Source organism: Kitasatospora sp. NPDC054768, from assembly GCF_053612025.1.
Genome location: NZ_JBSHBN010000004.1, coordinates 51,856 through 77,227, shown reverse-complemented (window position 1 = coordinate 77,227; position 25,372 = coordinate 51,856). Strand labels below are relative to the sequence as shown.

Here is a 25,372-nt window from a genome sequence, read left to right as displayed (position 1 = left end):
GACGTCGGCGCGTGCGGCGCGCGGACCGTGGGAGGGTGTCCGAGTGAACGTCCTGGATGTGCTGCTGATCGCCGCGGCCGTGGCATTCGCCGTGTCGGGCTATCGGCAGGGCTTCGTGGTCGGCGTGCTCTCGTTGGTCGGCTTCCTCGGCGGCGGCCTGCTCGCCGTCGAGCTGCTGCCGCTGCTGGTGCTCGACCACATCGGCCCGGGCACCACGGCCTCGGTGGTGGCCGTCGTGGTGGTGATCGTCCTCGCCGCGATCGGCCAGGCGATCACCGCGCACTTCGGCTGGAAGCTGCGCGGACACATCGGGCGCCGCCCGGCCCGGGTACTGGACGCGAGCGGCGGCGCGGTGGTGAACGTCGTGTCGATGCTGCTGGTGGCCTGGCTGATCGGTTCGGCACTGGCCGGGGCGTCGCTGCCGACGGTCTCCAAGCAGGTGCGCTCCTCGGCGGTCCTCGGCGGGGTGCAGAACGCGCTGCCCGGCGACGCGCCGAACTGGTTCTCGGACTTCTCCAAGGTGCTCGCCCGCAACGGCTTCCCGCAGGTCTTCAACCCCTTCGAGCACGAGCCGATCACCCAGGTCGACACCCCCGACCCCGCGCTGGCCAACAGCCCGGCGGTGACGCGGGCCCGGCAGAGCCTGGTCAAGGTGGTCGGCACGGCGACCTCCTGCGGCAAGACCCTGGAGGGCAGCGGCTTCGTCTTCGCCCCGCACCGGGTGATGACCAACGCCCACGTGGTCGGCGGGGTCAACGAGCCGACCGTGCAGATCGGCGGAGTCGGCCAGCTGTACGACGCGACGGTGGTCCGCTACGACTGGCAGCGCGACATCGCCGTTCTGGACGTGCCCAAGCTGAACGCGCCCGCACTGACCTTCGCCGGCGAGGCGAAGACCAACGACAGCGCGATCGTGGCCGGCTTCCCGGAGAACGGGGCCTTCAACGTCCAGCCGGCCCGCATCCGCGGCCGGATCCAGGCCAACGGCCCGGACATCTACCACCGCGGCCAGGTGGTCCGCGACGTCTACTCGGTGCGCTCGGTGGTCCGGCAGGGCAACAGCGGCGGCCCGCTGCTCACCCCGGACGGCGAGGTGTACGGCGTGGTCTTCGCCAAGTCGCTGGACAGCGCGGACACCGGCTACGTGCTGACCGCGGCCGAGGTGCGCGAGGACGTCGAGCGGGGCGGCGCCGCGATCGGCCGGGCGGACACCCAGGGGTGCGCGCTCTGACGGGTGCCGGCGGGGGTGGGGCCGGGGTTGTGGTGGGGCCGGGGTGGGGTTGGGGCTGGGGTCGGGCTGTGGCCGGGAGGGCGCGCCGGGCCGGTCCGTCCGATATCCGCCGCCCCGTCAGGCGGCCCTGGTAGCCTCGGCCGCGCTCACCCGTTCGGCTCAACCGGGCGCCGTCCCGGCGTGGGCCCGACGAGAGGTCGTGGCAGTCCGATGATGGGTCACTCGCACGCGGTGAGCGGGGCGATGCTGTACGCGGCCTCGGCTCCCTTCCTGCCCCCGCTGCTCCTGCACACCACCCTGCAGCCGGCGGACATACTGATGGGCACGGTGCTGTGCGCGGGCGCGGCCCTGCTGCCGGACCTCGACCACCACGACGGCTCGATCGCCAACTTCCTCGGCCCCGTCTCCAAGGTGCTCTGCCGCTTCGTGGCGTGGATCTCCGGCGGCCACCGGCACGCCACCCACTCGCTGCTGTTCGTCGCGCTGATGGGCGCCGGCACCTGGGCCGGGGTCACCTACCTGGGGCGCAACTTCACCCTCGGACTGACCTTTTTCCTGCTGGCGCTCGCGATCCGGGCCCTGCGGCTCTGCCCGCCGGGCGACGGACCGGAGGCCTGGATCACCGTCATCGGCCTGGCCGCGCTCGGCACCTTCGGGATGAACACCTGGATGCCCAACTCGCCCGGCTGGCTGCCGTACGCGGTGGCGCTGGGCACGCTGGCGCACCTGCTCGGCGACTGCCTGACCAAGAAGGGCGCACCGCTGCTCTGGCCGCACAAGGAGCGCTACGAGGTCGTGCTGATCAAGCGCAGCGGCAACAGCGTCGAGACCAAGGTGCTGGTGCCGATCATGTCGGTGGCGACCTTCGTCCTGCTCTGGTTCACCGCGCTGTCGCCGACGATCGTGAACTGAACTGAACGGGCCGTGCCGGTCGGCCGGCACCGGGGCCTCAGGTCTCGCGCCGCAGCCGTGCGCCCACCCAGCGGGCGCGCCGGCCGAGGATGCGGGGGATGCCGAGCTGCCGCCGCTCCGTGCGCCGGCGGCCGTCGGGGCCGTCGAAGCCGAGGTCGTCCACCCGGTCGGGCCGGTGGGCGGAGCGCTGGGGGCTGTTGTGACGTCGGCCGCGCGGGGCGCCGCCGCTTTCGGGCATCCAACTCATACCGGAATGGATGCCCCTGGGCCGGTGGAGGTAACCGCCCGGGCCTCGCCGAAATTGGCCTATGCGGTTGTCATATGAGCGTCAACATAAGGGAGTTGGGCCCGAGAGCCCTTCCGGTCAGCCGAGCGTCCGACCGCACGTACGGCCGCGTCCGGGGTCCCCGGCTCCGCGTGGCCGTGCGGTTGCGTCCGGCCGCGGCCGGGGTCACTCCTTGTGGCGGCCGACCCAGTCCAGCAGCTCGGCGGTGAACTCCTCCGGTGCCTCCTCGTGCGGGAAGTGCCCGACGTCCGGCAGCAGCCGCCAGCGGTACGGCGCCGCCACGTACTCGCCGCCGCCGAGCGCGGTGTGCGACAGCAGCACCGGGTCCGCCGCGCCCTGGACGTGCAGGGTCGGCGCGGTGATCGGCTTCTTCATCCGCCGGGCGAACTGGATGCCGTCCGGCCGGGCCAAGGAGCGCAGCAGCCAGCGGTACGGCTCGATCGAGCAGTGCGCCGTGCTGGGGATCTGGATCGCCTGCCGGTACGCGTGCAGCGCGGCCTCGTCCAGACCGTTCGGACCGGTCCAGGAGGTCAGGTAGCGGCCGACCTGCTCGGCGTCGTCGGCGACCAGGCGGCGCTCCGGTATCCACGGCCGCTGGAAGCCCAGCACGTGCTCGAAGGCGGCGAACTGCCGGCGGTCGGTCAGCAGCGCCCGGCGCAGGTCCCGCGGGTGCGCGGCCGAGACCACGGTGAGGCTCTGGATGACGGACGGCCGCATCACGGCCGCCACCCAGGCCAGGGTGCCGCCGGAGGCGTGCCCGACCAGGTGCGCCCGGCGCTCGCCGAGCGAGCGGATCACTCCGGTGATGTCCAGGGCGAGGTTGCCCGGGTCGTACCCGCGCGGGGTGCGGTCGCTGCCGCCGATGCCGCGCAGGTCGAGCGCCACCGCCCGGTAGCCGGCCTCGGCGAGCGCGGTCAGCTGGTGGCGCCAGGCCCACCAGTACTCGGGCCAGCCGTGCACCAGCAGCACCAGTGGGCCGGAGCCCAGCTCGGCGATGTGGAAGCGGGCGCCGTTGGCCGCGAGGTCGCGGTGCGTCCAAGGGCCGGCCTGTCGGATGCTCCAGGCCTCCGCGTCGCCCGCGGCCGGGCCCCCGGAGGAGGCCGCCGCGAAGGCTTCCCGTCCGGTCTCCCGCCCGCTCTCCCGCCCAGGCTTCCGCGCGGGTGCCGGGCCGGTGCTCCCGGGGGCGGCGCCGGGGTCTTCGGGACCGGCGGGGCCTTCGGGGGTGAGTCCGGCGCCGGAGTCGGGGCCGGATTCGGCGGACGGCTGCGCGGGCACGGGCTTCTGGTCAAGCGGCATACCGAGAGCGTGTCACATCCCGGCGCCTGACACGTGCCCGGCACTCGTGGTCGGCGGGTCCGGAGCCCGCCGGGGCGGGCCCTCCCCGCTCACCGGCGCGGCGCCGTCCCCGCCCGCCCGGGCCGGTCACCGGCGCCCCGCCGACACCGGGTCGGTTACGGGATGCGGCCGAAGGCCCGGTCGATCTCCTCCTGGGTGGCCGGCCGCGGCCGGGCGTTCTTCAGCACGTCGGCGGTCTTCTGGGCGCCCTCGATGGTGCGGACCGGCTTCTCGATCTTCTTGAACGAGCGCCAGGCCAGCATCCCGAGCAGCACCGCGAGCAGCAGGTAGGCGCCCGCCACGACCAGGAAGGACCAGCCCAGCGACAGGCCCAGCGCGTGGATGCCGAAGGCCGCCGCGGCGCTCAGCATCGGGATGGAGAACAGCGCCACCACACCGGCGACGATCAGCGAGACGCCGCCGGAGACGCCGCGCTTGACGTCCGCCCGGATCTCGGCCTTGGCGAGCGCGATCTCGTCGTGGACCAGCGCGGACAGGTCGGCGGTGGCCGCCGCGAACAGCTGCCCCACCGAACGCTCGCCCTCGTAGGGCACCCGGCCGTTGCTGGACGGGTCTGCGGCTCCTGCGGGCATCAGCGGTTCTCCTCTGCGGCTGTGCGGCGTGACGCCGCCGCGGGTGTGCGGTTCCGGGGCCGGCGGGGGTCCGGAGGCGTCTGTGGGTTGTCGACAGCTCAGAATCATGCCCCTACCGGTCAGTCGGACACCACTCCGGGGCCCCGCCGGAGGGATGTGTCCCGGCGGCGGGGGTGCTCCGGGCGCCTCCGCCGGGGCCTGCCGGAGGTCGTCGTCCCCGGTCCTCGGGTGCCTCGGTCGGGCCCGCCGGACCGTTCCCCCGCCCCGGTCCTCCGGGTGCCGGCCGAAGAGCCTTCCGGTCCCCGGCCGGGAGGCCTCGGTCGGGGGCTTCCGCCGGGGCGCCCCAGCCGGGGCGTCGGGCAGGGCTTCGGTCAGGGCGTCGGGCAGGGGATTCGGTCAGGGCTTCAGCCGGGGCGTCTCAGTCGGTGTGGCCGGGCCGGCCCTGGTGGCCGGGGCCTGGGTCGCCTTCCTCACCGGCCGCCGGGCGGGGCGACTCGCCGACCCTGGCCTGCCAGGCCGGGTCGTCCTCCTGGTAGATGTCGGGGATGCCGTCCCCGTCCACGTCCCGGTCCTCCTCCTCGCACAGCTCTCGGTAGTGCCGGTTGCGCAGCTTCAGCAGAACCGTGGCGACGACCGCGGCGAGCACCGAGCCCACCAGCACCGCCGTCTTGGCCCGGGCGGCGAGCGCAGGGTCGTCCGGGAAGGCCAGCTCGCTGATCAGCAGCGAGACGGTGAAACCTATGCCCGCGAGCACCGAGACCGCGACCATGTCGGCCCACTTGAGCCGCGGGTTCAGCTCGGCCCTGGTGAACCGGGCGGTCAGCCAGGCCCCGCCGAACACGCCCACCGACTTGCCGACCAGCAGGCCGATCACGATGCCCAACGGGGCGGCCTGGGTGAACACCTCGCGCAGTTTCGGGCCGGAGACGGCCACCCCGGCCGAGAACAGCGCGAACAGCGGGACGGCGAGGCCGGCCGAGAGCGGGCGGACCAGGTGCTCGATGTGCTCGCCGGGGGAGTGCTGCTCGTCGCCCTCCCGGTGGCAGCGCAGCATCAGGCCCATCGCGACACCCGCCACCGTGGCGTGGATGCCGCTCTCGTGCATCAGCGCCCAGGTCACGAAGGCCAGCGGCACGAAGAGGTACCAGCCGTGGACGCCGCGCCGGTGCAGGAACCAGAACAGCGCCAGCCCGACGAAGGCGAGGCCGAGCGCCCAGAACTTGATGCCGTGGCTGTAGAAGATCGCGATGATCAGGATCGCGATCAGGTCGTCGACCACCGCCAGGGTGAGCAGGAAGGCGCGCAGCGGGGACGGCAGGTGGCTGCCGACCACGGCCAGCACACCGAGTGCGAAGGCGATGTCGGTGGCGGTCGGGATCGCCCAGCCACTGGGATGCCCGCCGCTGCCGGAGTTCACCAGGGCGAAGAGGATCGCGGGCAGCGCCACCCCGCAGACGGCGGCGACCACGGGCAGCAGCGCGGCACTGGGCGTGCGCAGCTCACCCGCGACGAACTCGCGTTTGAGCTCGATCCCGGCGACGAAGAAGAAGATCGCCAGCAGGCCGTCCTTGGCCCAGGTGGCCAGGGAGAGGTTCAGGTGGAGCGGGGCGGAGGGGCCGACGGTGTAGTCGAGCACGCTCTGGTAGGCCTGCGGCCACGCGTTGGCCCAGATCAGTGCGACGACGGCGGCGCCCAGCAGCAGCATGCCGCCGACCGTCTCGGTGCGCAGGGCGTCGGTGATGAAGGTGCGCTCGGGCAGTGACAGCCGGCCGAGGAACTGCCGGCGGCGGGTCGTCGGCTCATGGACGGGCGGCTGGTCGGTCACGCGGGACCTCCTGGGGCTGGGAGCGGCAAATGGATGCACGTGTGGTGCAGTTGCCGACCAGACTTCCCGGCGCGCCCTGTGACGCCCGCGACTCCCGTCAAGGGATCTTGATGCGTCCTTAATAGTCTAGCGGGACGTTTGGGTGACATCCGGATTGTCCTAACAAAGGACTTAATCCCTGCGGGCTGGTTTCGCACTCCGGAGGAGCAGCGGCCCGTACGCGGAACGGCGGCCCGTACGCGGAACGGTGGCCCGTACGCGGAACGGTGGCCCGTACGCGGAACGGTGGCCGCGTACCCGACGGGCGGCCCCGTGCTCGAACGGCGGCTCGGCACCGGACGGCGGCCGGGCCGCTGGGAGAAGGCGGCGGGATACCCGGGTGGGCCCCGCTGTCCGAACGGGTGACTGATGGGACGACTGTGCCCCGGGCGGTGATCACCGCCCGGGGCACAGTCGTCGTCTCAGTGGCGCTCGGCGGTTGCCGGCGCCGTGGGCTCAGCCGTTGTCATGGGCTCAGCCGTTGCCGTTGCTGTTGTCGGAGGGCGGCAGCTGGGCCTGGATCTGGCTCATCACCGTGCTGTCGGCCAGGGTGGTGGTGTCGCCGACCTCGCGGCCCTCGGCGATGTCACGCAGCAGGCGGCGCATGATCTTGCCGGAGCGGGTCTTCGGCAGCTCGCCGACCACCTTGATCTGCTTCGGCTTGGCGATCGGGCCGAGCGTGCGGCCGACGTGCGCCCGCAGCTCCTCGACCAGCTCGGGGCTCTCGGTGACGCCGCCGCGCAGGATCACGAAGGCGACGATGGCCTGGCCGGTGGTGGCGTCGGTCGCGCCGACCACGGCGGACTCGGCCACCGAGGGGTGGCCGACCAGGGCCGACTCGACCTCGGTGGTGGAGATGTTGTGGCCCGAGACGAGCATGACGTCGTCCACCCGGCCGAGCAGCCAGATGTCCCCGTCCTCGTCCTTCTTGGCGCCGTCACCGGCGAAGTAGCGGCCCTCGAAGCGCGACCAGTAGGTGTCGATGTAGCGCTGGTCGTCGCCCCAGATGGTGCGGAGCATGGACGGCCACGGCTCGGTGAGCACCAGGTAGCCGCCGGAGCCGTTCGGCACCTCGACGGCGTTGTCGTCCACCACGGTGGCCGCGATGCCCGGCAGGCCGCGCTGGGCCGAGCCCGGCTTGGTCTCGGTGACGCCCGGCAGCGGGCTGATCATGATGGCGCCCGTCTCGGTCTGCCACCAGGTGTCCACGATCGGACAGGTGCCGCCGCCGATGTGCTCGCGGTACCAGACCCAGGCCTCGGGGTTGATCGGCTCCCCGACGCTGCCCAGCACCCGCAGCGAGGACAGGTCGAACTTCGCGGGGATGTCGTCGCCCCACTTCATGAAGGTGCGGATCGCGGTCGGCGCGGTGTAGAGGATGGTCACGCCGTACTTCTGGACGATCTCCCAGAACCGGCCCTGGTGCGGGGTGTCCGGGGTGCCCTCGTAGATGACCTGGGTGGCGCCGTTGGAGAGCGGGCCGTAGACGATGTACGAGTGGCCGGTGACCCAGCCGATGTCGGCGGTGCACCAGTAGACGTCGGTCTCCGGCTTGAGGTCGAAGACCGCGTGGTGGGTGTAGCTGGCCTGGGTGAGGTAGCCGCCCGAGGTGTGCAGGATGCCCTTGGGCTTACCGGTGGTGCCCGAGGTGTAGAGGATGAACAGCGGGTGCTCGGCGTCGTGCGCCTCGGGGGTGTGCTCGGTGGACTGGCGCGCGGTGATCTCGTGCCACCAGACGTCGCGGCCCTCGGTCCACGGGACGTCCTGCTCGGTGCGGCGGACCACCAGGACGTGCTCGACGCCGTCGACCTTGGTGAGCGCCTCGTCGATGGCCGGCTTCAGGGCGGAGGGCTTGCCCCGGCGGTAGCCGCCGTCGGCGGTGATGACGAGCTTGGCCTGGGCGTCCTGGATGCGGGAGGCGACGGCGTCGGAGGAGAATCCGCCGAAGACCACCGAGTGGGTGGCGCCGATCCGGGCGCAGGCGAGCATCGCGACGACCGCCTCGGCGATCATCGGTAGGTAGACGGCGACCCGGTCGCCCTTGCGGACACCGAGCTCCAGCAGTGCGTTGGCCGCCTGCGAGACCTCGTCCTTGAGCTGGGCGTAGGTGATCGAACGGCCGTCGCCGGGCTCGCCCTCGAAGTGGATCGCGACCCGGTCGCCCAGGCCGTTCTCCACGTGGCGGTCGACGCAGTTGTACGCGACATTGAGCTTGCCGTCGGCGAACCACTTGGCGAAGGGAGGGTTGGACCAGTCGAGGGTCTCGGTCGGCTCGACGGCCCAGGTGAGGCGACGGGCCTGCTCGGCCCAGAAGCCCAGACGGTCCTCGGAGGCCTGCGCGTACGCGGCCGCGGTGACGTTGGCGGCTGCGGCGAGCTCTGTCGGCGGGGCGAAGCGCCGCTCCTCCTTGAGCAGGTTGGCCAGGCTCTCGTTGCTCAACGCGCACTCCTCATCGAGTCATGATCGGGGGCGTTCCCGTGCGTGGGGATTGTCCCGTGTGTCCCAGCGCACAGCTCACCAGGCGAACGGGGCAGTTGACAAGAGGCTCCTGGGAATTGGTGTAGACCTTTGACCGATGGCCGACCAGGTTCCGGTCCGATTCACCGCGGAGGACCGGACGGCCGTTCGGGGGTGGGTGGGCCCGTGCCCCGGCCCGCCCGGCGGGACACGGACCCGGCTCTCAGGCGGCCAGTCGGGGGCCCTCCCCGCCGTCCCCGGCCGGAAGCCGATCATCCGCATTCACCCGTTCGGCCGATGCTGTGTCCGGCCGGTCCTCGGAGCCGGTCCCGGTGGGGTTCTCGGCGTGGTGTTCGATTCCGTTCGTGCGATTGCCGGTGCGGGCCTCGATCGGGCTGAACGTCCCGGCGGCCCGGTCCAGGACATAGGCCTGGGCCGTCGCGAAGTCGAAGTACATCCCGACCAGTCGCAGGGTGCCCTCCTCGACCCGGCGCTCCACCGCCGGGTTCGCCATCAACTGGTCCAGCTGCTGGACCACGTTGGTGATGCAGAGCTGCTCCACGACGTCCACCGCCGGCCGGGCGGCGAACTCCGCCGGGACGCGTCGGAGCCGGTCCAGCGAGCCGCGGCCGTTGCGCAACCAGCGGGCCAGGGGGGTGGGCGGCCCGGGGCGCTCGTGCACGCCGTCCAGCAGGGCCTTCATCGCGCCGCAGCCGGAGTGGCCGCAGACCGTGATCGAGCGGACCTCCAGCACCTCGACCGCGTACTGCACCGCGGCGGCCACCGAGTCGTCGGCCGCTCCGGGTTCGTGCGGGGCCGGCACCAGGTTGCCCACGTTGCGCACGGTGAACAGGTCGCCCGGGCCGCTGTTGGTGATCATGCTGGTGACCATCCGGGAGTCCGCGCAGGTCAGGAAGAGCTGGGAGGGCGCCTGCCCCTCGCGGGCCAGCCGGGCGAGTTCCGGCCTGATCAGCGGGGCGGTGTGCAGCTGGAACACCCGGACGCCGTCCAGCAGTCGGCCGTGCGGGTCCTCCTGCTGATCGATGCAGTGGTGGCCGACCCAGGGCGTCCAGGCCCGGCACCGGTGCGGGCCCGGTGAACTGCCCGCGCGCACGGTGCCGTCCGGGTCCAGCACCTCGTCGTCCTGGCGGCGCGTCGCCATCGAGACCCGGCCGCCCGCGTCCTGGTGCGCGGCCCGCCAGGTGTGCAGCGTCTCGTACGCGGCGTGGTCCAGGAAGGAGCCGTCGTGGATCACCGTGACCTCGGCCCCGGCGGGGATGCCGGCCAGCGCCCGGCTGAGCCGGGGCACGGTGGTGAAGGTGAGCGGGCCGTGCGTCCGGACGGTGACCGTCCCGTCGGGGCCGGTCTCCACGTCCACGTGGGCGCGGGTCAGCCGGTAGAGCGCGAGCAGTACGGCGGCGCCGGCGCCGATCGCGACGCCCCACAGCACGCCGGCGGCCACCACGCCGAGCACGGTGATCAGGTAGACGGGGAACTCGCGGTGCCGGTGCACCCTGCGGATGTGCGCGAAGCTCACCATCTGCAGCCCCACCACCAGCACCAGCGCGGCGAGCGCGGCCAGCGGGATGTGGCGCAGACCGCCGGTCAGCGCCAGCGCGGCGGCCAGCACCCAGACGCCGTGCAGCACCGAAGCCCACCTGGTCCGGCCACCGGCCCGCACGTTGGCGGTGCCGCGCACCGCGCCCCCGGCGACCGGCAGCCCGCCGACCAGGCCGCTCACCAGGTTGGCGAGGCCCTGGCCGCGCAGTTCGCGGTCGAGGTCGCCGGTGCGCCGGGACATCCGGTCGATCGCGACGGCGGACAGCAGCGACTCCACGCTGGCCACGGCGGTGACGGTGAGGACGGCGGCGAGCAACCCGAGGACCGGGCCGTGCGGAAGCGCGGGCAGGAGCGACTGCGGGCGCCAGGCGGGCAGCTCGATGTGGGCGAGCCGCAGGTCCAGGGCGAGGACGAGGGCGGTGGCCAGCGCGACCCCGGCCAGAGGGCCGGGCACCTTGGTCAGCCGGGCGCCGAACTCGCCGGCACGACCGGGGAGTCGGCCGAGCCGGGGCCAGCCGACCAGGACGGCGACGGTCACCGTGCCGGCCAGCACCGCGGCCGGGTGCGGGCCGGACAACTGGCCGGGAAGGGCCAGGATGTTGGCGATCGCGGAGCTCTGCGGGGAGCCGCCGAGGACGACGTGGAGCTGCGCGATCGCGATGGTGATCCCGACCCCGGCCAGCATGCCGTGCACGATCGCGGGCGAGACGGCGAGCGCCGTCCGGGCCACCCGACGTGCGCCGAGGAGGAGTTGGAGCAGGCCGGCGGCGACGGTGATGGCACAGGTGGCCTGCCAGCCGTACCGGGCGATCAGCCCGGCGGTGATCACCGTCAGCGCCGCCGAGGGGCCGCTGACCTGGAGCGGTGTGCCGCCGAACAGCCCGACCACGATCCCGCCCACGGCCGCGGCGGCCAGGCCGGCGGTGAGCGGGGCGCCGGTGGCGAGCGCGATGCCGAGGGAGAACGGCACGGCGATGAGGAAGACCACGAGGGACGCGGAGAGGTCCTGGGCCCACCGGATCCGGGGGGCCGGGCCCGGCGGCGCGTGGTCGGTGGTGTCGGAGGCGATGGGGGCGCTGGAGATGTCGAGGGTCATTGTCTTCCCGTCTGTCCGGGGGAGCGAACGCAGTCAGGTCCGGCGGTGAGTCCGGGGTGGGGCTCCGGGGCGGATCGGCTGTCGTGGGTCGCGACGGTGTGGCGGGATGGCGTGGGCGCGGCGGGGGAGTGCGGGTGTCACCGGCCGGCGTTGACCATCAGGCCCGCCAGGGCTCCGGGCGAGGTGCGGGACGTCTCACCGGGGGCCGCCGGGCGAACCATCAAGACTCGGTAAACCGAGGGTAATGAAAGCTTTGCACAGCGTGGTTCCGGGAGGGAAGCGGAAAACCCCCTGATTCACCCCAATGGGTGGTGGCCGAACGGTCGGGAATCTGCTGGTGGCAGGGGTCATGGCACCAGCCGGCCGGGGACCGGCGACGGGAGCGGGGCCGGGGTCGGGAGCGGTCCCGGAGCAGGAGCACGCACGGCGAACGGGCCGCGGCCTCCCGGGATGGGGAGGCCGTGGCCCGTTCGGCTGCGGTGGTGCGGGTCAGACGTGGGCGCCCGCCGGGGCCGTGCGCCCGCCGTCGTCCGCGAACCCGCCGAGGACGAACTCCTCGTCCACCTGTGTCGCGAGGTCGATGCCGACCTTGGAGTTGGCCCAACTCTCCGCGTTGCGGCGGTGGAAGAGCACCGCCTGCTCGGTGTAGCGGCGCGCGTCCCGCTGCCCGTACGCCGCGTCGGCCTCGAACCGCAGCTCCTCCAGCACGGCCCGGTTGGCCGGCTCCAGGGTCTTCAGCGGCGGTTCGGCACCCTGCTCCAGACGGCGCACCCAGTCCGACTGCCCGAAGGTGGTGAGCAGGTCGGCGCCGACTTCGCGGCGCAGGAAGGCCAGGTCGTCCGGGCCCTGCACCTTGTTGCCGACCACTCGCAGCTGCACGCCGAAGTCGCGGGCGTAGTCCCGGTACTGGCGGTAGACGGAGACGCCCTTGCGGGTCGGCTCGGCGACCAGGAAGGTCAGGTCGAAGCGGGTGAACAGGCCGGAGGCGAAGGAGTCCGAGCCCGCGGTCATGTCGGTCACGAGGTACTCGCCGGGGCCGTCCAGCAGGTGGTTGAGCAGCAGCTCCACCGCGCCGACCTTGGAGTGGTAGCAGGCCACCCCGAGGTCCTCCTCGGTGAACGCGCCGGTCGCCAGCAGCCGTACCGAGCCCTCGTCCAGCGCGATCGGGCGGGCGCAGGAGGCGTAGACCGGGTTCTCCTCGACGATGCGCAGCAGCCGCGAACCGCGCCCGGGCGGCGTGGTTTTGATCATCTCGTCGGAGGAGCGGATCAGCGGGTTGCTGCCGCGCAGGTACTCCTTGATCTCCGGCAGGTGTCCGCCCAGCGGGGGCAGTTCGGCGGCCTGATCGTCGGTCAGCCCCAGGGCGGGGCCGAGGTGCTGGTTGATGTCGGCGTCCACGGCGACGACCGGCCGGCCCATGGCCGCCAGGTGGCGGATGAACAGCGCGGACAGCGTGGTCTTCCCGCTGCCGCCCTTGCCGACGAAGGCGATCTTCATCTGGGGACTCCGGCTCTCGCTCAGGGCCCTCGCTGCGGGCCGCCTGCCCGGGGTGCGCGCGCCGCGACCCCTAGTTGGAAATCGTTATCGTCTCCGATAGTGGCCATGCTAGCCGGGGTTTGGGTTCCGTCGCGGGCGGGAAGTGAGGATTGCCTCTAATGGGTGATGCGGGGTTGCTGTTCCGGGAGGGGCGGCCCGTTCATTACTCTCGGGTAGGTGAGCACTGGAACTGATCCCCTCGCCCCGCTGGCCCAGCTCCCCGGGGTGCCCGACGCGGTGGCCGAGGTGCGCAAGGCCGTCGACCGCCTCTACGGCCACCGGGTGATGCGCCGCCGGGCGGCCGAGGTCACCTCCGAATCCGCGCTGCGCGGCGCCCGCGCGTCGGCGGCCCTGGCCGGGGCCGACTGGCCGCTGGAGGAGGTCCGCCGCCGCAGCGACTTCGGCGCGGACCCCGAAGCCCGGACGGTCGGGGCGGCCCTGCGGATCGCCGCCGAGGCCGGCCAGCTGCTCAGCATCTGGCGGCACTCGCCGCTCCAGGTGCTGGCCCGGCTGCACCTGCTCGCGGCGGGCGACGGCGATCCGGCGGCGGGGCGCCCGCGACGGGCCGGCGAGGGCGCCGAGGAGCTGTTCCCGCTGGAGCTGGAGCCGGTGGAGAGCGTCGAGGTCGACGCCGTGGACGGGCCGCTGCCCGTGCTGCCGCCCGCCCCGGGTGCGGAGGAGGTCGCGGCCCGGCTCGACCAGCTCTCCCGGCTGCTGGTGGCGCGTGCGGAGGGCCAGGGGGTGGGCACGCCGGCCCTCGTCGTGGCCTCGGTGGTGCACGGTGAGCTGCTCGCGCTGCGGCCGTTCGGCACCCACAACGGGGTGATCGCGCGGGCCGCCCAGCGGATCGTGCTGATCGCCGAGGGGCTCGACCCGAAGTCGATCTGTCCGACCGAGGTCGGCCTGGCGGAGCTCGGCACCGCCGCCTACCGCCGGGCCCTGGCCGGCTACCTGGCGGGCACCCCCGAGGGGATGGCGGCCTGGATCGCGCACTGCGGCCGGGCGTTGCGGCTCGGCGTCCGGGAGAGCACGGCGGTCTGCGAGGCGATGCAGCGCGGGATGGTCTGAGCGGCCGGACCGGGGCGGCGCGCGCTCCGCGAGGGGGCGCGCGAACACGCGGATGCGGCGGCACCTGATCCTGCCGGGTGCCGCCGCTGGTGCAGATACCGGGTGACCATGCATGCACCGGAAGTGCCGATCAGACGGGGATCCTGCCCGTTCGTCTGGTCCGGCGGCCCGACAGCGGGTCGGCTGCATGTGGGTGCCCGGATATCTGTACGTGCGGTCCGTGGGGCCTGAACTGCGTTGTCGGTTTGACCTCTTAGGTCCTGACCGGGTCTCGCGGGCCGTGCTTCATTTGTATCGCGTTTCGGGCGAAAGGGGAACCCGAAACGAGAAGTCTGTCCTGGTTGACCGTTTTGTCCAAGGGGCGCCGGGCGGCACGGCTTCAGGCGGCGGGGCGCCGCCGGCGGGCCAGGTACCAGATCACCCCGGCGGTCACCACGGCCGTCCCGACCGCCACGGCGGTCAGCACCGAGCCGCTCGGGGCGGAGAACTCGGGCAGCCGGCGCCGCAGTTCCACCGGCTTGTCGAAGACCAGCACCGGCCAGTCCCGTGCCTGCGCCTCCTTCCGCAGCGCCCGGTCGGGGTTGACCGCCGACGGGTGGCCGACCGCCTCCAGCAGGGGCAGGTCGGTGGAGGAGTCGCTGTAGGCGTAGGACGCGGCCAGGTCGTAGCCCTCGGTGGCGGCCAACTCCCGGATGGCGGCGGCCTTGTTCTCGGCGTAGGCGTAGTACTCGATCTCGCCGGTGTAGCAGCCGTCCTCGACCTTGAGCCGGGTGGCGATGACGTGGTCCGCGCCGAGCAGCCGGCCGATCGGCTCGACCACCTCGGAGCCGGAGCTGCTGACGATCACCACGTCCCGGCCGGCCGCGTGGTGCTGCTCGATCAGCGAGGCCGCCTCGTCGTAGATGATCGGGTCGATCAGGTTGTGCAGCGTCTCGGCGACGATCTCGCGGACCTGCTGGACGTTCCAGCCCCGGGTGAGCGCGGAGAGGTACTCGCGCATCTTCTCCATCTGGTCGTGGTCCGCGCCGCCGACCAGGAAGACGAACTGGGCGTACGCACTGCGCAGGACGGCCCGACGGTTGATCAGGCCGCCCTGGTAGAAGGGGCGGCTGAAGGCCAGTGCGCTGGACTTGGCGATGATGGTCTTGTCGAGGTCGAAGAAGGCCGCCGTGCGCAGCCCGCCGGGTCGAGGGCGCACGGGCGGGCGGAGTTCTCCGGGCCCGGTGGTGTCGCCCTGGGACTCGTCGGCGTACTCGTCGGCGTTCTCGGTGGTGTCCACGGGAACCGAGGATAGAGGGAGCCGCAAAACACCCCGCCATTCGGCGTACTCGTGGGCGTGCGGGTTTGTGTTTCTGGCCGCTCGGGTACACCATGGAAGTCACGGATCGTTCGCGACCGTGCTAACCCGGTCCGGCTCCTCCCCCCCGAGCCGGGCTGTGGATAGACGACCCCCGCTCTCCCCCCCGGCGGGGGTCGTCGCACGTCCGGGGCCATTTTCAGGGCTTGAACGCCCCTCGCGGTGCGTTCGCCGCTGTCGTGCCGACGGCTTGCAGGGGGTGTCGTCACCTCGGCCCGCCGATCGACTTTCGTCACTCTGCGTTGCCATTTGCTCAGGTTCGTCGGAGATCGAACGGCTGGTTCCGATCGGTGCTGCGGGCCCGCCCGGAAGCGGTGTCGGGAAGGTGTCGAGCACCGAGCGGGAGTGCCTTCGAACGGGATGCCGAGGGTCGCCGGTTCATCTCGGTGACCCCCTTTCGTCAATTCTTCACCGATTAGCCCCCCGCCCGGGTGAACGTTTTCCTCCACAGTCCACGAGTTATCCACAGGCAATCGGAACTCGGATGACGGAATCCGGATCTCCCCCCACCGTGATGTCCGGCGGCGGTCGCCGGACAGGGCCTCACCCCTTCCATCCCCAGAGGGTCTGTCGGGCGGCCGTCCGCCGGAACCGTCCGACGTGCGCCGCCGGCCACCCCGCGGGCCGGCGGGGCCGGGGGGGTAATCCATGTCGACGCCGATCGCCGACCACATCACCGCCGAGGGCCCCGCGGTCGCCGGGCCGCTCGTCGTCACCGAGGACGACGGCCTGGCCGAGCACCTGCTGCGGATCTGCGCGGCGGCGGGCACCGAGCCGAGGCTGGTCCGGGGCGCGCCGCCGACGCGGGAGCTCTGGGAAGGGGCCTCGCTGGTCCTGGTCGGGGACGACCAGGCCGTCCGCTGCTCCGGGCTGGGGCGGCGCGGCGGGGTGCTGCTGCTCGGGCTGGACCTGGACGACCCCGGGGTGTGGGTCAGAGCCGTCCAACTCGGGGCCGAGCACGTGCTGTTCCTGCCCGACGCCGAGGCCTGGCTGCTCGACCGGATCGCCGACGCGGCCGAGGGCGTCGGCTGCCCGGCGGTCACCGTCGCGGTGCTCGGCGGGTCCGGCGGGGCCGGAGCCTCGACCCTGGCCTGCGCGCTGGCGGTCACGGCCGCGCGGGCGGGCCGGCGGACGATGCTGCTGGACGGCGATCCGCTGGGCGGGGGCCTGGACATCCTGCTCGGCGGCGAGCGGGTCAGCGGGCTGCGCTGGCCCGATCTGGCCGGCTCCCGCGGGCGGGTCAGCGGGGCCGAGCTGGCCCGGGCACTGCCGGCGCTCAAACGGCTCTCCGCGCTGTCCTGCCTGTCCTGGGACCGCGGCGACACCCTGACGGTGCCGCCGGAGGCCATGCGCAGCGTGCTGGCCGCCTCCAGACGGCGCGGCGGGCTGGTGGTGGTCGACGTGCCCCGCCACCTCGACGCGGCCGCCGGGCAGGCGCTGGAGCAGTCCGACCTGGCGCTGCTGGTGGTGTCGGCCGAGCTGCGCGCGGTGGCCGCCGCCGACCGGGTCGCGGCGGCGGCCCGGATGAGGCTCGGGGACGTCCGGGCCGTGGTGCGCCCGGCACGGGCCGGCGGGCTCCCGGCCCGGCAGATCGTCCGCGGGCTGCGGTTGCCGCTGGCGGGAGAGCTGGAGCCGGAGCCGGGCTTGGCCCAGGACATCGTGAAGGGCGTCCCGCCCGGGAGCCGGGAGAGCGGCCCGCTCGCGCGCTTCTGCGCGAGCTTCCTGAACGAGGTGCTGCCGCCGGTGCCGGCGGTCGGAGGAGGTGTGTACTGATGGTCCGTCTGCGCAGAACGGTCCTCCGGACCGGCTCGCCCGAACCGGGCGGCGGTGCGCGGGAGCACCGGCCGCTGCGGAGCGTGCCGCCGCCCGGCGGGCCGCCCGAGCCCGCGCACGAGCCCTGCCCGTACGGCCGGACGGCCCGCGAGCAGCGCACGGCGGCGCTGGTGGACGCGGTCCGGCTGCGGCTGGCCGAGTCGGGGGCCGCCCCGACGGCCGGCTCGGTCGCCGCCGCGCTGCGGGCCACCCGCCCGCCGCTCGGCGGGGACGAGGTCCTGGACACCGTGCGCTCGCTGCGCGCCGAACTGGTGGGTGCGGGCCCGCTGGACCGGCTGCTGGCGGCGCCCGACGTCACGGACGTCCTGGTGAACGGTCCGGAGGAGGTGTGGGTCGACCGTGGCGGCGGCCTGCGGCGAGCCGACGGAGTCCGCTTCGCCGATGCCGCGGCGGTGCGGCGGCTGGCCCACCGGCTGGCCACCGCGGCCGGCCGGAGGCTGGACGACGCCCGCCCGTGGGTGGACGCCCGACTGCCGGACGGCACCCGGCTGCACGCCGTGCTGCCGCCGATCGCGGCCGGCTGCACCCACATCTCGCTGCGGGTCTGCCGCCCCCGGCCCTTCACGCTCGACGAGTTGGTGGCGGGCGGGTCCCTGCCACCGGAAGGCGCGCAGCTGCTGGCGGGCATCGTGCGGGCCAGGCTGTCGCTGCTGGTGTCCGGTGGGACGGGCTCCGGCAAGACCACGCTCCTGTCGGCCCTGCTCGGCCTGGTCGGGCCGGACGAGCGGATCGTGGTCGCCGAGGACTCCGCCGAGCTGCAGCCGGCCCACCCGCACGTGGTCCGCCTGCAGAGCCGGCCGCCCAACCAGGAGGGACTCGGCGAGTTCACCCTGCGGGACCTCGTTCGCCAGGCGCTGCGGATGCGCCCGGACCGGCTGGTGATCGGCGAGGTCCGCGGCGCCGAGGTGTCGGACCTGCTGGCCGCGCTGAACACCGGGCACGAGGGCGCGTGACTACGTAAACCGTACACGTGGCCGGTCGGTCATGGGCACGCTTCCGAGCAAGTGCGATGGGGCCCGGCCGCTCCGTGGGGGACGTAGAGCGACCGGGCCGGTAGGGGATCAGCGCAGAGCGGCCAGGACGCGGCCCCTCAGCGTCTCGTCAGCGATCGTGTCCGCGTCGCGCCAGGCGTAGCCGCTCACTTCCTCCTCTTGCAGGGTCACGGCGCTGTCCTCGGCGGTGCGGAAGAGGAATCGGAAGTCGATGTGCTGGTGGGCGGGCTCGCCCTTGGCGTCGCTCGCCGGGATGGAGTGCACGTCGATGTGGACGGGGGCGGCGTCGGCCAGCGTGATGCCCTCGGGGCTGACGCCGGTCTCTTCGGTCAGCTCCCGGAGGGCGGCACCGGACAGGGTGTCGTCCTCCGGCTCCAGGTGTCCGCCCGGGGTCAGCCACTTGTCCAGCGCCACGTGGTGGATGAACAGCGCCTTGCCGTCCCGGTCCACCAGGACGGCCCCGGCGGTGGCGTGCCCCCGGAACTCCTTCCGGCTGGTCACGTCCGCGCCGTCGTCCACCAGGGCGAGGACTGCCGACAGGTCCGGCTTCTCCTCGGGGTGGGCGTCCAGGTAGGCGGTGACGGTCTCGTTGATGTGCTGTGCCGTGATGGGCATCGGATCACCTGTTGTAGTAGTCGAGCCAGGTAGCGGCGATGGCGGCCCGGTCGTCCCCGGGCACCTCGTGCATGGTGGCGTCCAGGTCCCGCCGGGCGAGCAGCCGCACGCCTGCCAGGATCTCAGCCTGCACGAGGTAGATGAACGGCCCAACGGACGCGCCATGAAGGAAGTTGACGGCGTTTCCGTTGTTGAGTAGATAGAAGTAGTGGCCCGTCGTGCTGTACCGGGTGACGTTCTCGCCGGAGCTGCTTCGGGTGTAGCCGTCCGGCAACCCGTCCAACTCCAACTCATCCTCGCTGCTGGTGACGGTGGCGACGTAGGCCCCGTTTCGCAGGTTCGGGAAGTCCTCGCCCTTGAGCGCGAGCGCCCCAGTCGCGCACAGAACGAGTCCTGCGGCGGCTATCGCCCGGTCCCGGTCCCTGGCCACGCTGAACCCCTGGGAGAGCGCCTGAGCGCGCCGCACGGGGTCGATGTCGTACACGGTGACGTGCACGCCCTTCGCGTGCAGCAGGCGGGCGATGCTCGAACCCAGCTTGCCGAATCCGATCACCAGCGCCGGACGGCCGTGCAGGATGTCACCTCGCCCGCGCAACAGGGCCTCGGTGGAGAACACGACGGACTGACCGACAAGGAAGTCCTCCGGGTCTTTGAGCGGCGAGCGTGCCACCGAGACGACGGGGCACGGCAGCTTGTCCCGCTCGACGTAGCGCTTGTGGCCGTTCTCCGTGTCCTCGACCACCCCGAGGATGGTTCCGGAGAACCGGTCACACAGGGCGTCGATCACCGGGGCGAAGTAGCCCCCGACATCGAGCAGCACCAGGTGTTCGCCGGCTGCCCGGGTCTCCAGGTAGGTCACTGCCGTGTCCGGGTCGGCGAACAGCTCACGCGACAACTCGTCACAGGGAAAGCCCTGTTCGATCTCGCGGCGCGCTGCGGCGTCGATCGATTTCGGCTTGGGCAGGACTGCCCGGAGTTTCGACACCGTGTCCACCGCCCGCACGAACGACGGGCGCTCCGGCAGCAGGTGCGTGACCAGTAGCGAGGACGGGAGATCCTGCGGCGTGAGCCGCCGTGCGATCTTCCCGAAGTAGGTGTCCAGTCGTGCGCGCTCTGAGGTTTCCACGGAGACTTCCCTCCCTTGGGCTTGCACTGGAACCCGTCCCGGCCGAATCCTTCCCCAGGCGGCCGGGACGGGGGTCTGTGGAGCTCGCGCGGGCCCCCTTGCTGAGGCTCCTCCTTGGCGGGCCGCTCAAGGGGGCCTAGAACGGCTTCAGGCTCACTCGCCGTCCCACTTGCCCGGAGTGACCGTCACGGTGTCCGAGAACACCCGCCGGAAGGCCGTGTGACCGCTTTCCGCATAGTGCGCGCTGATGGCCTTGGTAATGGCGTCCTGGTCGCCGGGCTCGCCCGACTGCCACAGGCACAGGCCCGCCTCATCGGCACAGTCCGCCGAACCGAGCACGGGCGCATCCGTCCGGGCCACGTGGTACGCCCGGAACCTCAAACGCTCCCTAACGGCCATCAGGCCACCCCCTCGGCGTCCGCCGGAGCCTCGGGGGCCTGGCCGTCCTCCGGAGCCTCAGAGACCGGCTCACAGCCCGTGTGGGTGGGCACGTAGGCCGACTGGGGCGGGTGGCCGTCCCCGTGGCTGTCGAACATGCCGCTCTGCGGACGGTTGGGGTTGAACGGCACGTTCAGCACCCTCCTGCGCCTGTGGCGCGTCTCGGATCGAAGGATCATGGTTCGGCGTCGCAGCGCCTCAACGCCCGGAGACTCAACGGGCGTTAGTTCGGGTCGGTGGTCAGCCATCGGTACCCCCGCGCGGGTCCGGGCACGCGTCCCACTCGGCGTGGTCCTCACGCCACTGGGAGAGCTTGTTGAGGATCGTCGGGTGTCCCGCGTACTGCGCGGCCACGGCGTCGAAGCCAGCGCAGATCTTGCAGTCGTTCACGGTCACGCCGGGGGGGTTGCACTCCATGACGGTTGTCTCAGGCAGCGCCATGGTTCACCCCATGGCCGTGATCCTGGTGCTTGCAGCCAGGGCACACGTACCGGTACCCCTTTGCTGCCCGCTCCGCCTCGCCCTGAAGGTAGGCGGCGCGCATGTCGGCCATGTCGGCAGCGCTCACGCGCTTGTTGGGGGGCCGCTCGAACTTTCCGGCGGTCGTTCGCCGCCCGCTTACCGTCATTGCCGCTGGCCCTCCGAACGCTGAATGCCCGTCACGTCCGGTGGACGGTACGGGCATCCGCGTGTTGCGACGGGGACAAACTGTCCCCCTACCTAAACGATCTACGCGGCGACTCCGATTGACTCGGCCAGCGCGACCGCCGACGCCTTGAGCGGCCCTACGGCAGTCCGCTCGATTGCCGCTGCCAGGCTGCGCGCTCCCGGCACATACCGGACGCCTTCCGGGGTGACCGCCACGGCCTCTCCGAGGTAGTGAACGGCGGCAGCCATCTCCTTACGCTGCTGGTAGCCGTAAGCGATGTCCAGAAGTAGGCGAGAACGACGTTCAAGTGAAGGAACGGACGCCGGATCGATGCTCTCAGCGCGCATCAGGGCCTCACCCGGCCGTTGCAGCCCGACACCAATCGACACGGCGTGCACGTCCACGTTCGACATGGCGAACGCACTCTGAGCGTGCCAGTACCCCGCAGGGAGCCTCCGGGCGGTCCGCTCAGCCTCAGCAAGGTACCGCTCAGCGGGGCCGGACACGCCGTCGAGCCCATGCGTGCAGGCGGCCTGCAGATTCAACTGCCCGTAAGCGGCGATGACTTCGGGACCGCCGGCCTCCAGCATGGGGCGGACCACGTCCATGCCCATCTCAGCGGTCCGAACGGCCTCGTCTACGAACCCGGCAGCGCGCTGGCCGATGCTCACTGTCCACGCGCCGAGCGCCAGAGACACCGGGTCGTCGGCGTTCTCCGATGCGTCCCGCGCCCGGTCCAGAGCCATCCAGTACAGCTCCGGCTCACAGATGTGCGCGAGCATCCGTTGCACGAGCCGGTAGAGGTCTGCCAACGCGGAGTACGCCCGCCGTTTGTCAGCGCCCTGGTGGAAGCGGACCGATGCGTGAGCATCCCGCAGGAGGTCGGGCAGGATCGCTCCCACTTCGGTGCGTTGGTGAGCGGACGTATGCCACAGCCGCCAGGCTTGCTCCACAAGGCCCTTGAGAACGTCCGGGGGTGTCACCACACCCGGCATCGGCTGAAAGCTCACGGAATGCATGACGGCCCGGATCTTGGGCACGGAGATGTGACTCACCTTGCCCGTGTCGGTGGCCGGGATGCTGATCTCGGTGCCAGTGAGGATCGACACGTCATCGACGTGGAGAACCTGAGCAAGCTTGATCAGCATCCCGACGCCACGAATGGGGCGCTCGTTGTTCTCGATCTTCTTGAGCCAGTCGGACGAACGCCCGACGAGACCAGCGACCACGGGGCGGGTCATTCCTCGGCGTTCCCGCAGGATGCGGATTCGTTCGCCAGTGGTCAGTTCTGCGGGTAGCTCTGTCATGTGGGGTCTCCCGAGACACGCGCCTAGTCGGGCCAGCGTACGCCCGGCGGCGCACTCTTGACAGGAGTCCAATTCCCTTCCAGCGCTGGGAAGCAACGTCTCTGATGGGACGGCAAACGACGAACGGCCCCCGCCCGGCCCCGTGAAGGGCCAGACGGGGGCAAGAGGGCCGTTCAGCGGTTCCGGTAGGGCTTCCGGTGCCAGATGCCTCGGGCGTCCTGCCAGAGACCGGCCGTGGCCGGTGGCAGGCACCTGCGGGCGTCGTGCGGACCGGTTCGGTGGGCGTCACCAGCGCGGGTGCTCGCGAATGTCTCGTGACAGGCGGGGCAGTGTTCGGCGCGCTGGCCGGACCACTCCCGGCCGCACGGCGGGTGGACGATCTTCAACGGTGCCTTTCGTCGGTTTCGAAACTGGAATCTGAGGGCTTCAGATGGTCGGGCCAGCCCATCTCCCCGGCCCTCGCCTGAAAGGCCGTCCACGGTCCGCCGTGGCAGTGATTAGAGGGTGTTCCGGTGGCCGGTCTCCCTCGCGTGCGCGCGTACGCCCGCACTCGCATGTGCATGCGCGCGTTGCGCCCGCTGTTTTCGGGCAGCGAAATGAGGGCTTGGCCAGGAATGTCAAAGGGAAACGGCCTAACACGAAAGTCCCAGACCCGTACAGGGGTCGATTCCTGCTATAGCGCTGCGGTACAGAGATCGGGGGGAGGGGGGCCTACCCCAGGGGTAGAGTGTGGAATTCCCCCGTCACTTGGCAGCTGGCCTAGCCTTTCGGCGGAGTCGATAAGCCTTGGCCTTGTGGGCATCGGAGCAGTAAGCGCGTGCCCTCCCCGTGCCATCCCAGCCCGCATTGTTCTCGCAGTCGATCAGAGAGCATTGCGCATCCCAGCGCGCATCTTCTGCCTCTGACTTCTGCTCATCCTTGATGCTCAGGCATTCCTCGCAATATGCGCCATGCTGATTCCGGAACTCAGGATTCTTGTCCCCGCAGCGCACGCACGGAGACTTATCTTCACGCTTTCGAGGCTTGGCAAAACTTCTGTAATCAGCCTGGCGGCAAGCGCTATTGCAGTACCGCTTGCTACTGCGGCCCGTGATGGACTTGTCGCACCAATTGCAGGTGTGGCCAATGGTAAGCACTTATCGCGCTCCATGTGTTGAAAATGGTCATGACGCTCTCTCCTTTTTCAGTTCTTCTCTGTCTTTTGGTGCCGCGAGGGGCCCGACTCATTGCGCCGGGCCCCATCAACGTTCGGTGCTATGCGGTGATTAGGGCGAAGTGAGATGGCTCTATGCAGCGTCCGTTACGGCATGTGCGCCGCAGTTCCTCATTGGCGGATAGCGGACGATGCAGCGCCCGGTAGATGGCGCGGTGCGAAAGTTCTCGTTTCGTGTTCCCCTGGATTTGGTACTGGACTGTCGCGCGGCCCTTTCGGTGCTTCGCTGAAATCAGACAGCCGGTGCCGGAATCCCGCGTTGCGCCATTCAGTGCCTTAAGGGCAATCTCTCGGTCAGTCAGAACGTGACTCATCGACGCCACGGCTCCATTTCGTTTGCGGGCGAGGACGGGCCGGCCGCCGGGTCGAAAATGGCGTCGGGATCGGCATTCGGGTCGAGCCGTCCAGGAAGTCCGCCCCAGGTGTTCCCGTCATATACCAGCCGGTCAGTCAAAATCCGATCCAGCGCGATTCGGTCAGCGTTCCAGTTAATTCCCCCGCGCGGTGCCATATACCGCCACTGCTGCTCGTTCCCGCTCCACGGCTTGCCGAGGTCCGCGTCAAGGTCCTCCACCGTGTCCGCCAGAGCGACCAACTCGTCTAGCAGGCAAGCAAGTTGAGTCGCAGCGATCACGGCGGCAGCGCGCTTCTCCTCGGCTAGGTCGGTCACGTCGGAACGCCAGTCGGCGCGCACGTCGATTGCCGCAGCGCGGACCGTCGAAGCGGCATCGGCGGCAAGCTCATAGGCCGCCATCTGGACGCGCCGAGCCTCCGCAAGGCGGCTCTCCAGCGGCCCCCGGTTGGTCGGCTTGGGAAGCGGCTTGCCCTCCGCAAGCGCAAGCTTGACGGCCCGCTGGTCCTTCTCTTCGGCGTTAGCAATATCGGCCTCAGCGAAGGCTACGGAGTCATCGGCTTCCGCGCGCTTTCCCAGCAGTTCATCAAAGCGGGCAAGTGCCTCATTCACGCTCTCTGGGGTGCAGGTGTAGGTGTAGCGCGGAATGGCTCGATCGGCCATGCTGTAGAGAAATTCGAGACGCTGGGCTCGGGCATTCGTGTCGCTCATTTGTCGGTTCCTTGTCTGCTGGGCGAGTCAGTGGGGGTCGGAGTCGAGCTCGGAAAGGTGTGAGTATTGGTTTGCCGGTCCGTAGTGCCATCCGAATCCGGGATTGTCCTGCGCACTTCCCTGGGGGTTCAGGACGCGGGTCATGTGGTTCGGATTCTCAGGTGCTCCGGTGGCCGAATTGGTGGCCGGGTCGCTCATGTATCAGCCAGCCATTCGGCGCTGAAGGATTCGGGCGGCGAGCTTCACCGGGTCGATTTCTCCGCTGTCAGGATTGGGCTCGGAAGCGCCTCCACCCTTTACCAGCGAGCTAGGCTGAGTTCGGAGGCTGGGGCGGAAGTGCGTCGAGAGTTTCTGAGCGTCAGCCGTGATTTCCTCGGCAGTCGAGCCGTTGAGTCGGTCGCGCAGCGTCTCTGGAATGGAGAACTTCGCGCCGATCTGCTGACGCAGCGCGGGTAGGTCGGTGGCCGGCTGCGGGGTGTCACTTCCGTGCTTGGCGTTAGCGGCGCTCTCCGCCTCCACTTCGGCACGGGCGTTGTGGACATGCTTGGCAATTTCGGACCGTCGGTCCATTGGTCAGCTCCTAGTCGGATTTGGGTACAAAAAATGGCCCCGCATCACGAGTGCTGCACGTCCATCGGTCTCCGACATGACCGTTGGGAAAGCAGCACCCGCAACACGGGGCCTACCGATAGGAGATGAATCCCTATCGGCGAGGGTCCGGCGGGACGACAGCGTGTCGCCATGCCGGGGTTCGATATTCAGTTGATCAATTGTTGGGGCGCGCCGGAACGCTCCCGGGCCGTCGGTTCGCTGGGCTGAAATTCAGCGCCTGTCCGGCCTA

At 71.2% G+C, this 25,372-nt stretch carries 21 protein-coding genes and 1 pseudogene; 5 read left to right on the top strand and 17 right to left on the bottom strand.

Features of this window, described 5'->3' with window-relative positions; all coding sequences use genetic code 11:
• Window positions 1-43: 43 nt before the first annotated feature.
• Both ACWGKU_RS02145 and ACWGKU_RS02140 read left to right on the top strand, forming a co-directional pair.
• A complete protein-coding gene (locus tag ACWGKU_RS02145) occupies window positions 44-1,231 on the top strand; it encodes a MarP family serine protease (protein WP_452180503.1) in 1,188 nt (395 codons plus the stop codon).
• Window positions 1,232-1,441: 210 nt separating this feature from the next.
• Window positions 1,442-2,143, top strand: a complete 702-nt coding sequence (locus ACWGKU_RS02140; protein ID WP_359901991.1) for a metal-dependent hydrolase — start codon at window positions 1,442-1,444, stop codon at window positions 2,141-2,143.
• 37 nt (window positions 2,144-2,180) lie between these two features.
• Here the strand turns inward: ACWGKU_RS02140 and ACWGKU_RS02135 are convergent, their stop codons facing one another.
• The 7 genes from ACWGKU_RS02135 to ACWGKU_RS02105 all read right to left on the bottom strand — a co-directional run bounded on the left by ACWGKU_RS02135 (window position 2,181) and on the right by ACWGKU_RS02105 (window position 12,831).
• Window positions 2,181-2,390, bottom strand: a complete 210-nt coding sequence (locus tag ACWGKU_RS02135; RefSeq protein WP_452180504.1) for a hypothetical protein — start codon at window positions 2,388-2,390, stop codon at window positions 2,181-2,183.
• Window positions 2,391-2,594: 204 nt separating this feature from the next.
• Complete coding sequence (locus tag ACWGKU_RS02130) at window positions 2,595-3,725, bottom strand: alpha/beta fold hydrolase (protein ID WP_452180505.1); 1,131 nt, start codon at window positions 3,723-3,725, stop codon at window positions 2,595-2,597.
• Window positions 3,726-3,880: 155 nt separating this feature from the next.
• Window positions 3,881-4,357, bottom strand: coding sequence for a phage holin family protein (locus tag ACWGKU_RS02125; RefSeq protein WP_359902000.1), 477 nt, complete (start codon window positions 4,355-4,357; stop codon window positions 3,881-3,883).
• A gap of 418 nt (window positions 4,358-4,775) precedes the next feature.
• The gene (gene nhaA / locus ACWGKU_RS02120; protein ID WP_452180506.1) at window positions 4,776-6,182 is read right to left on the bottom strand and encodes a Na+/H+ antiporter NhaA; all 1,407 of its coding nucleotides are present in this window, start codon (window positions 6,180-6,182) and stop codon (window positions 4,776-4,778) included.
• A gap of 513 nt (window positions 6,183-6,695) precedes the next feature.
• Window positions 6,696-8,660: an acetate--CoA ligase gene (acs, locus tag ACWGKU_RS02115; protein ID WP_401048445.1), complete on the bottom strand. Its 1,965-nt coding sequence runs from the start codon at window positions 8,658-8,660 to the stop codon at window positions 6,696-6,698.
• A 241-nt stretch (window positions 8,661-8,901) separates the two neighbouring features.
• The gene (locus tag ACWGKU_RS02110) at window positions 8,902-11,334 is read right to left on the bottom strand and encodes a SulP family inorganic anion transporter (RefSeq protein ID WP_452178777.1); all 2,433 of its coding nucleotides are present in this window, start codon (window positions 11,332-11,334) and stop codon (window positions 8,902-8,904) included.
• 489 nt (window positions 11,335-11,823) lie between these two features.
• Window positions 11,824-12,831: an ATP-binding protein gene (locus ACWGKU_RS02105; RefSeq protein ID WP_452178778.1), complete on the bottom strand. Its 1,008-nt coding sequence runs from the start codon at window positions 12,829-12,831 to the stop codon at window positions 11,824-11,826.
• 216 nt (window positions 12,832-13,047) lie between these two features.
• Here ACWGKU_RS02105 and ACWGKU_RS02100 point away from each other — a divergent pair, with 216 nt between their 5' ends.
• On the top strand, window positions 13,048-13,938 hold the full coding sequence (locus ACWGKU_RS02100) for a Fic family protein (protein WP_387726831.1): 891 nt from the start codon (window positions 13,048-13,050) through the stop codon (window positions 13,936-13,938).
• 379 nt (window positions 13,939-14,317) lie between these two features.
• Here ACWGKU_RS02100 and ACWGKU_RS02095 read toward each other — a convergent pair whose 3' ends face one another.
• On the bottom strand, window positions 14,318-15,136 hold the full coding sequence (locus ACWGKU_RS02095; protein WP_452178801.1) for an HAD family hydrolase: 819 nt from the start codon (window positions 15,134-15,136) through the stop codon (window positions 14,318-14,320).
• An 807-nt stretch (window positions 15,137-15,943) separates the two neighbouring features.
• Between ACWGKU_RS02095 and ssd the strand changes: the two genes are divergently transcribed.
• Together ssd and ACWGKU_RS02085 are read left to right on the top strand one after the other, a co-directional pair.
• Entirely contained in the window at window positions 15,944-17,068 is a 1,125-nt protein-coding gene (gene ssd, locus ACWGKU_RS02090; RefSeq protein WP_452178779.1) for a septum site-determining protein Ssd, read from the top strand.
• Window positions 17,068-18,075 (top strand): annotated as a pseudogene (locus ACWGKU_RS02085) (TadA family conjugal transfer-associated ATPase); the annotation flags it as partial. The gene ssd and the pseudogene ACWGKU_RS02085, both read left to right, overlap by 1 nt.
• 114 nt (window positions 18,076-18,189) lie before the next feature.
• On the opposite strand, the gene ACWGKU_RS02080 reads toward ACWGKU_RS02085, so the two are convergent.
• From ACWGKU_RS02080 to ACWGKU_RS02040, 9 genes are all read right to left on the bottom strand, one after another.
• Complete coding sequence (locus tag ACWGKU_RS02080; RefSeq protein ID WP_452178780.1) at window positions 18,190-18,735, bottom strand: NUDIX hydrolase; 546 nt, start codon at window positions 18,733-18,735, stop codon at window positions 18,190-18,192.
• 4 nt (window positions 18,736-18,739) lie between these two features.
• Entirely contained in the window at window positions 18,740-19,861 is a 1,122-nt protein-coding gene (locus ACWGKU_RS02075) for an adenosylhomocysteinase (protein ID WP_452178781.1), read from the bottom strand.
• Window positions 19,862-20,014: 153 nt separating this feature from the next.
• Window positions 20,015-20,260, bottom strand: coding sequence for a DUF7848 domain-containing protein (locus ACWGKU_RS02070; RefSeq protein WP_452178782.1), 246 nt, complete (start codon window positions 20,258-20,260; stop codon window positions 20,015-20,017).
• Entirely contained in the window at window positions 20,260-20,430 is a 171-nt protein-coding gene (locus tag ACWGKU_RS02065; RefSeq protein ID WP_452178783.1) for a hypothetical protein, read from the bottom strand. Before ACWGKU_RS02065 ends, ACWGKU_RS02070 begins: the two co-directional genes overlap by 1 nt.
• A gap of 109 nt (window positions 20,431-20,539) precedes the next feature.
• A complete protein-coding gene (locus ACWGKU_RS02060) occupies window positions 20,540-20,716 on the bottom strand; it encodes a hypothetical protein (protein ID WP_452178784.1) in 177 nt (58 codons plus the stop codon).
• A gap of 312 nt (window positions 20,717-21,028) precedes the next feature.
• The gene (locus ACWGKU_RS02055; protein ID WP_452178785.1) at window positions 21,029-22,255 is read right to left on the bottom strand and encodes a helix-turn-helix domain-containing protein; all 1,227 of its coding nucleotides are present in this window, start codon (window positions 22,253-22,255) and stop codon (window positions 21,029-21,031) included.
• Between the two features lie 173 nt (window positions 22,256-22,428).
• Window positions 22,429-22,734 (bottom strand): FDXHR family putative zinc-binding protein, encoded by a 306-nt coding sequence (locus ACWGKU_RS02050; protein WP_452178786.1) that lies wholly within the window; start codon window positions 22,732-22,734, stop codon window positions 22,429-22,431.
• Between the two features lie 1,044 nt (window positions 22,735-23,778).
• The gene (locus ACWGKU_RS02045) at window positions 23,779-24,531 is read right to left on the bottom strand and encodes a hypothetical protein (RefSeq protein ID WP_452178787.1); all 753 of its coding nucleotides are present in this window, start codon (window positions 24,529-24,531) and stop codon (window positions 23,779-23,781) included.
• A 201-nt stretch (window positions 24,532-24,732) separates the two neighbouring features.
• Complete coding sequence (locus tag ACWGKU_RS02040; RefSeq protein WP_452178788.1) at window positions 24,733-25,101, bottom strand: hypothetical protein; 369 nt, start codon at window positions 25,099-25,101, stop codon at window positions 24,733-24,735.
• Between the last annotated feature and the right edge of the window lie 271 nt (window positions 25,102-25,372).

Bases quoted from the DNA above. Each gene is read 5' to 3' on its own strand.
- ACWGKU_RS02070 (WP_452178782.1), bottom strand. From the start codon at position 20,260: ATGGCCGTTAGGGAGCGTTTGAGGTTCCGGGCGTACCACGTGGCCCGG.
- ACWGKU_RS02055 (WP_452178785.1), bottom strand. From the start codon at position 22,255: ATGACAGAGCTACCCGCAGAACTGACCACTGGCGAACGAATCCGCATC.
- ACWGKU_RS02140 (WP_359901991.1), top strand. From the start codon at position 1,442: ATGATGGGTCACTCGCACGCGGTGAGCGGGGCGATGCTGTACGCGGCC.
- ACWGKU_RS02040 (WP_452178788.1), bottom strand. From the start codon at position 25,101: ATGGACCGACGGTCCGAAATTGCCAAGCATGTCCACAACGCCCGTGCC.
- ACWGKU_RS02080 (WP_452178780.1), bottom strand. From the start codon at position 18,735: ATGCCCATCACGGCACAGCACATCAACGAGACCGTCACCGCCTACCTG.
- ACWGKU_RS02105 (WP_452178778.1), bottom strand. From the start codon at position 12,831: ATGAAGATCGCCTTCGTCGGCAAGGGCGGCAGCGGGAAGACCACGCTG.
- ACWGKU_RS02125 (WP_359902000.1), bottom strand. From the start codon at position 4,357: ATGCCCGCAGGAGCCGCAGACCCGTCCAGCAACGGCCGGGTGCCCTAC.
- ACWGKU_RS02135 (WP_452180504.1), bottom strand. From the start codon at position 2,390: ATGAGTTGGATGCCCGAAAGCGGCGGCGCCCCGCGCGGCCGACGTCAC.
- ssd (WP_452178779.1), top strand. From the start codon at position 15,944: ATGTCGACGCCGATCGCCGACCACATCACCGCCGAGGGCCCCGCGGTC.
- ACWGKU_RS02045 (WP_452178787.1), bottom strand. From the start codon at position 24,531: ATGAGCGACACGAATGCCCGAGCCCAGCGTCTCGAATTTCTCTACAGC.
- ACWGKU_RS02060 (WP_452178784.1), bottom strand. From the start codon at position 20,716: ATGGAGTGCAACCCCCCCGGCGTGACCGTGAACGACTGCAAGATCTGC.
- ACWGKU_RS02130 (WP_452180505.1), bottom strand. From the start codon at position 3,725: ATGCCGCTTGACCAGAAGCCCGTGCCCGCGCAGCCGTCCGCCGAATCC.
- ACWGKU_RS02110 (WP_452178777.1), bottom strand. From the start codon at position 11,334: ATGACCCTCGACATCTCCAGCGCCCCCATCGCCTCCGACACCACCGAC.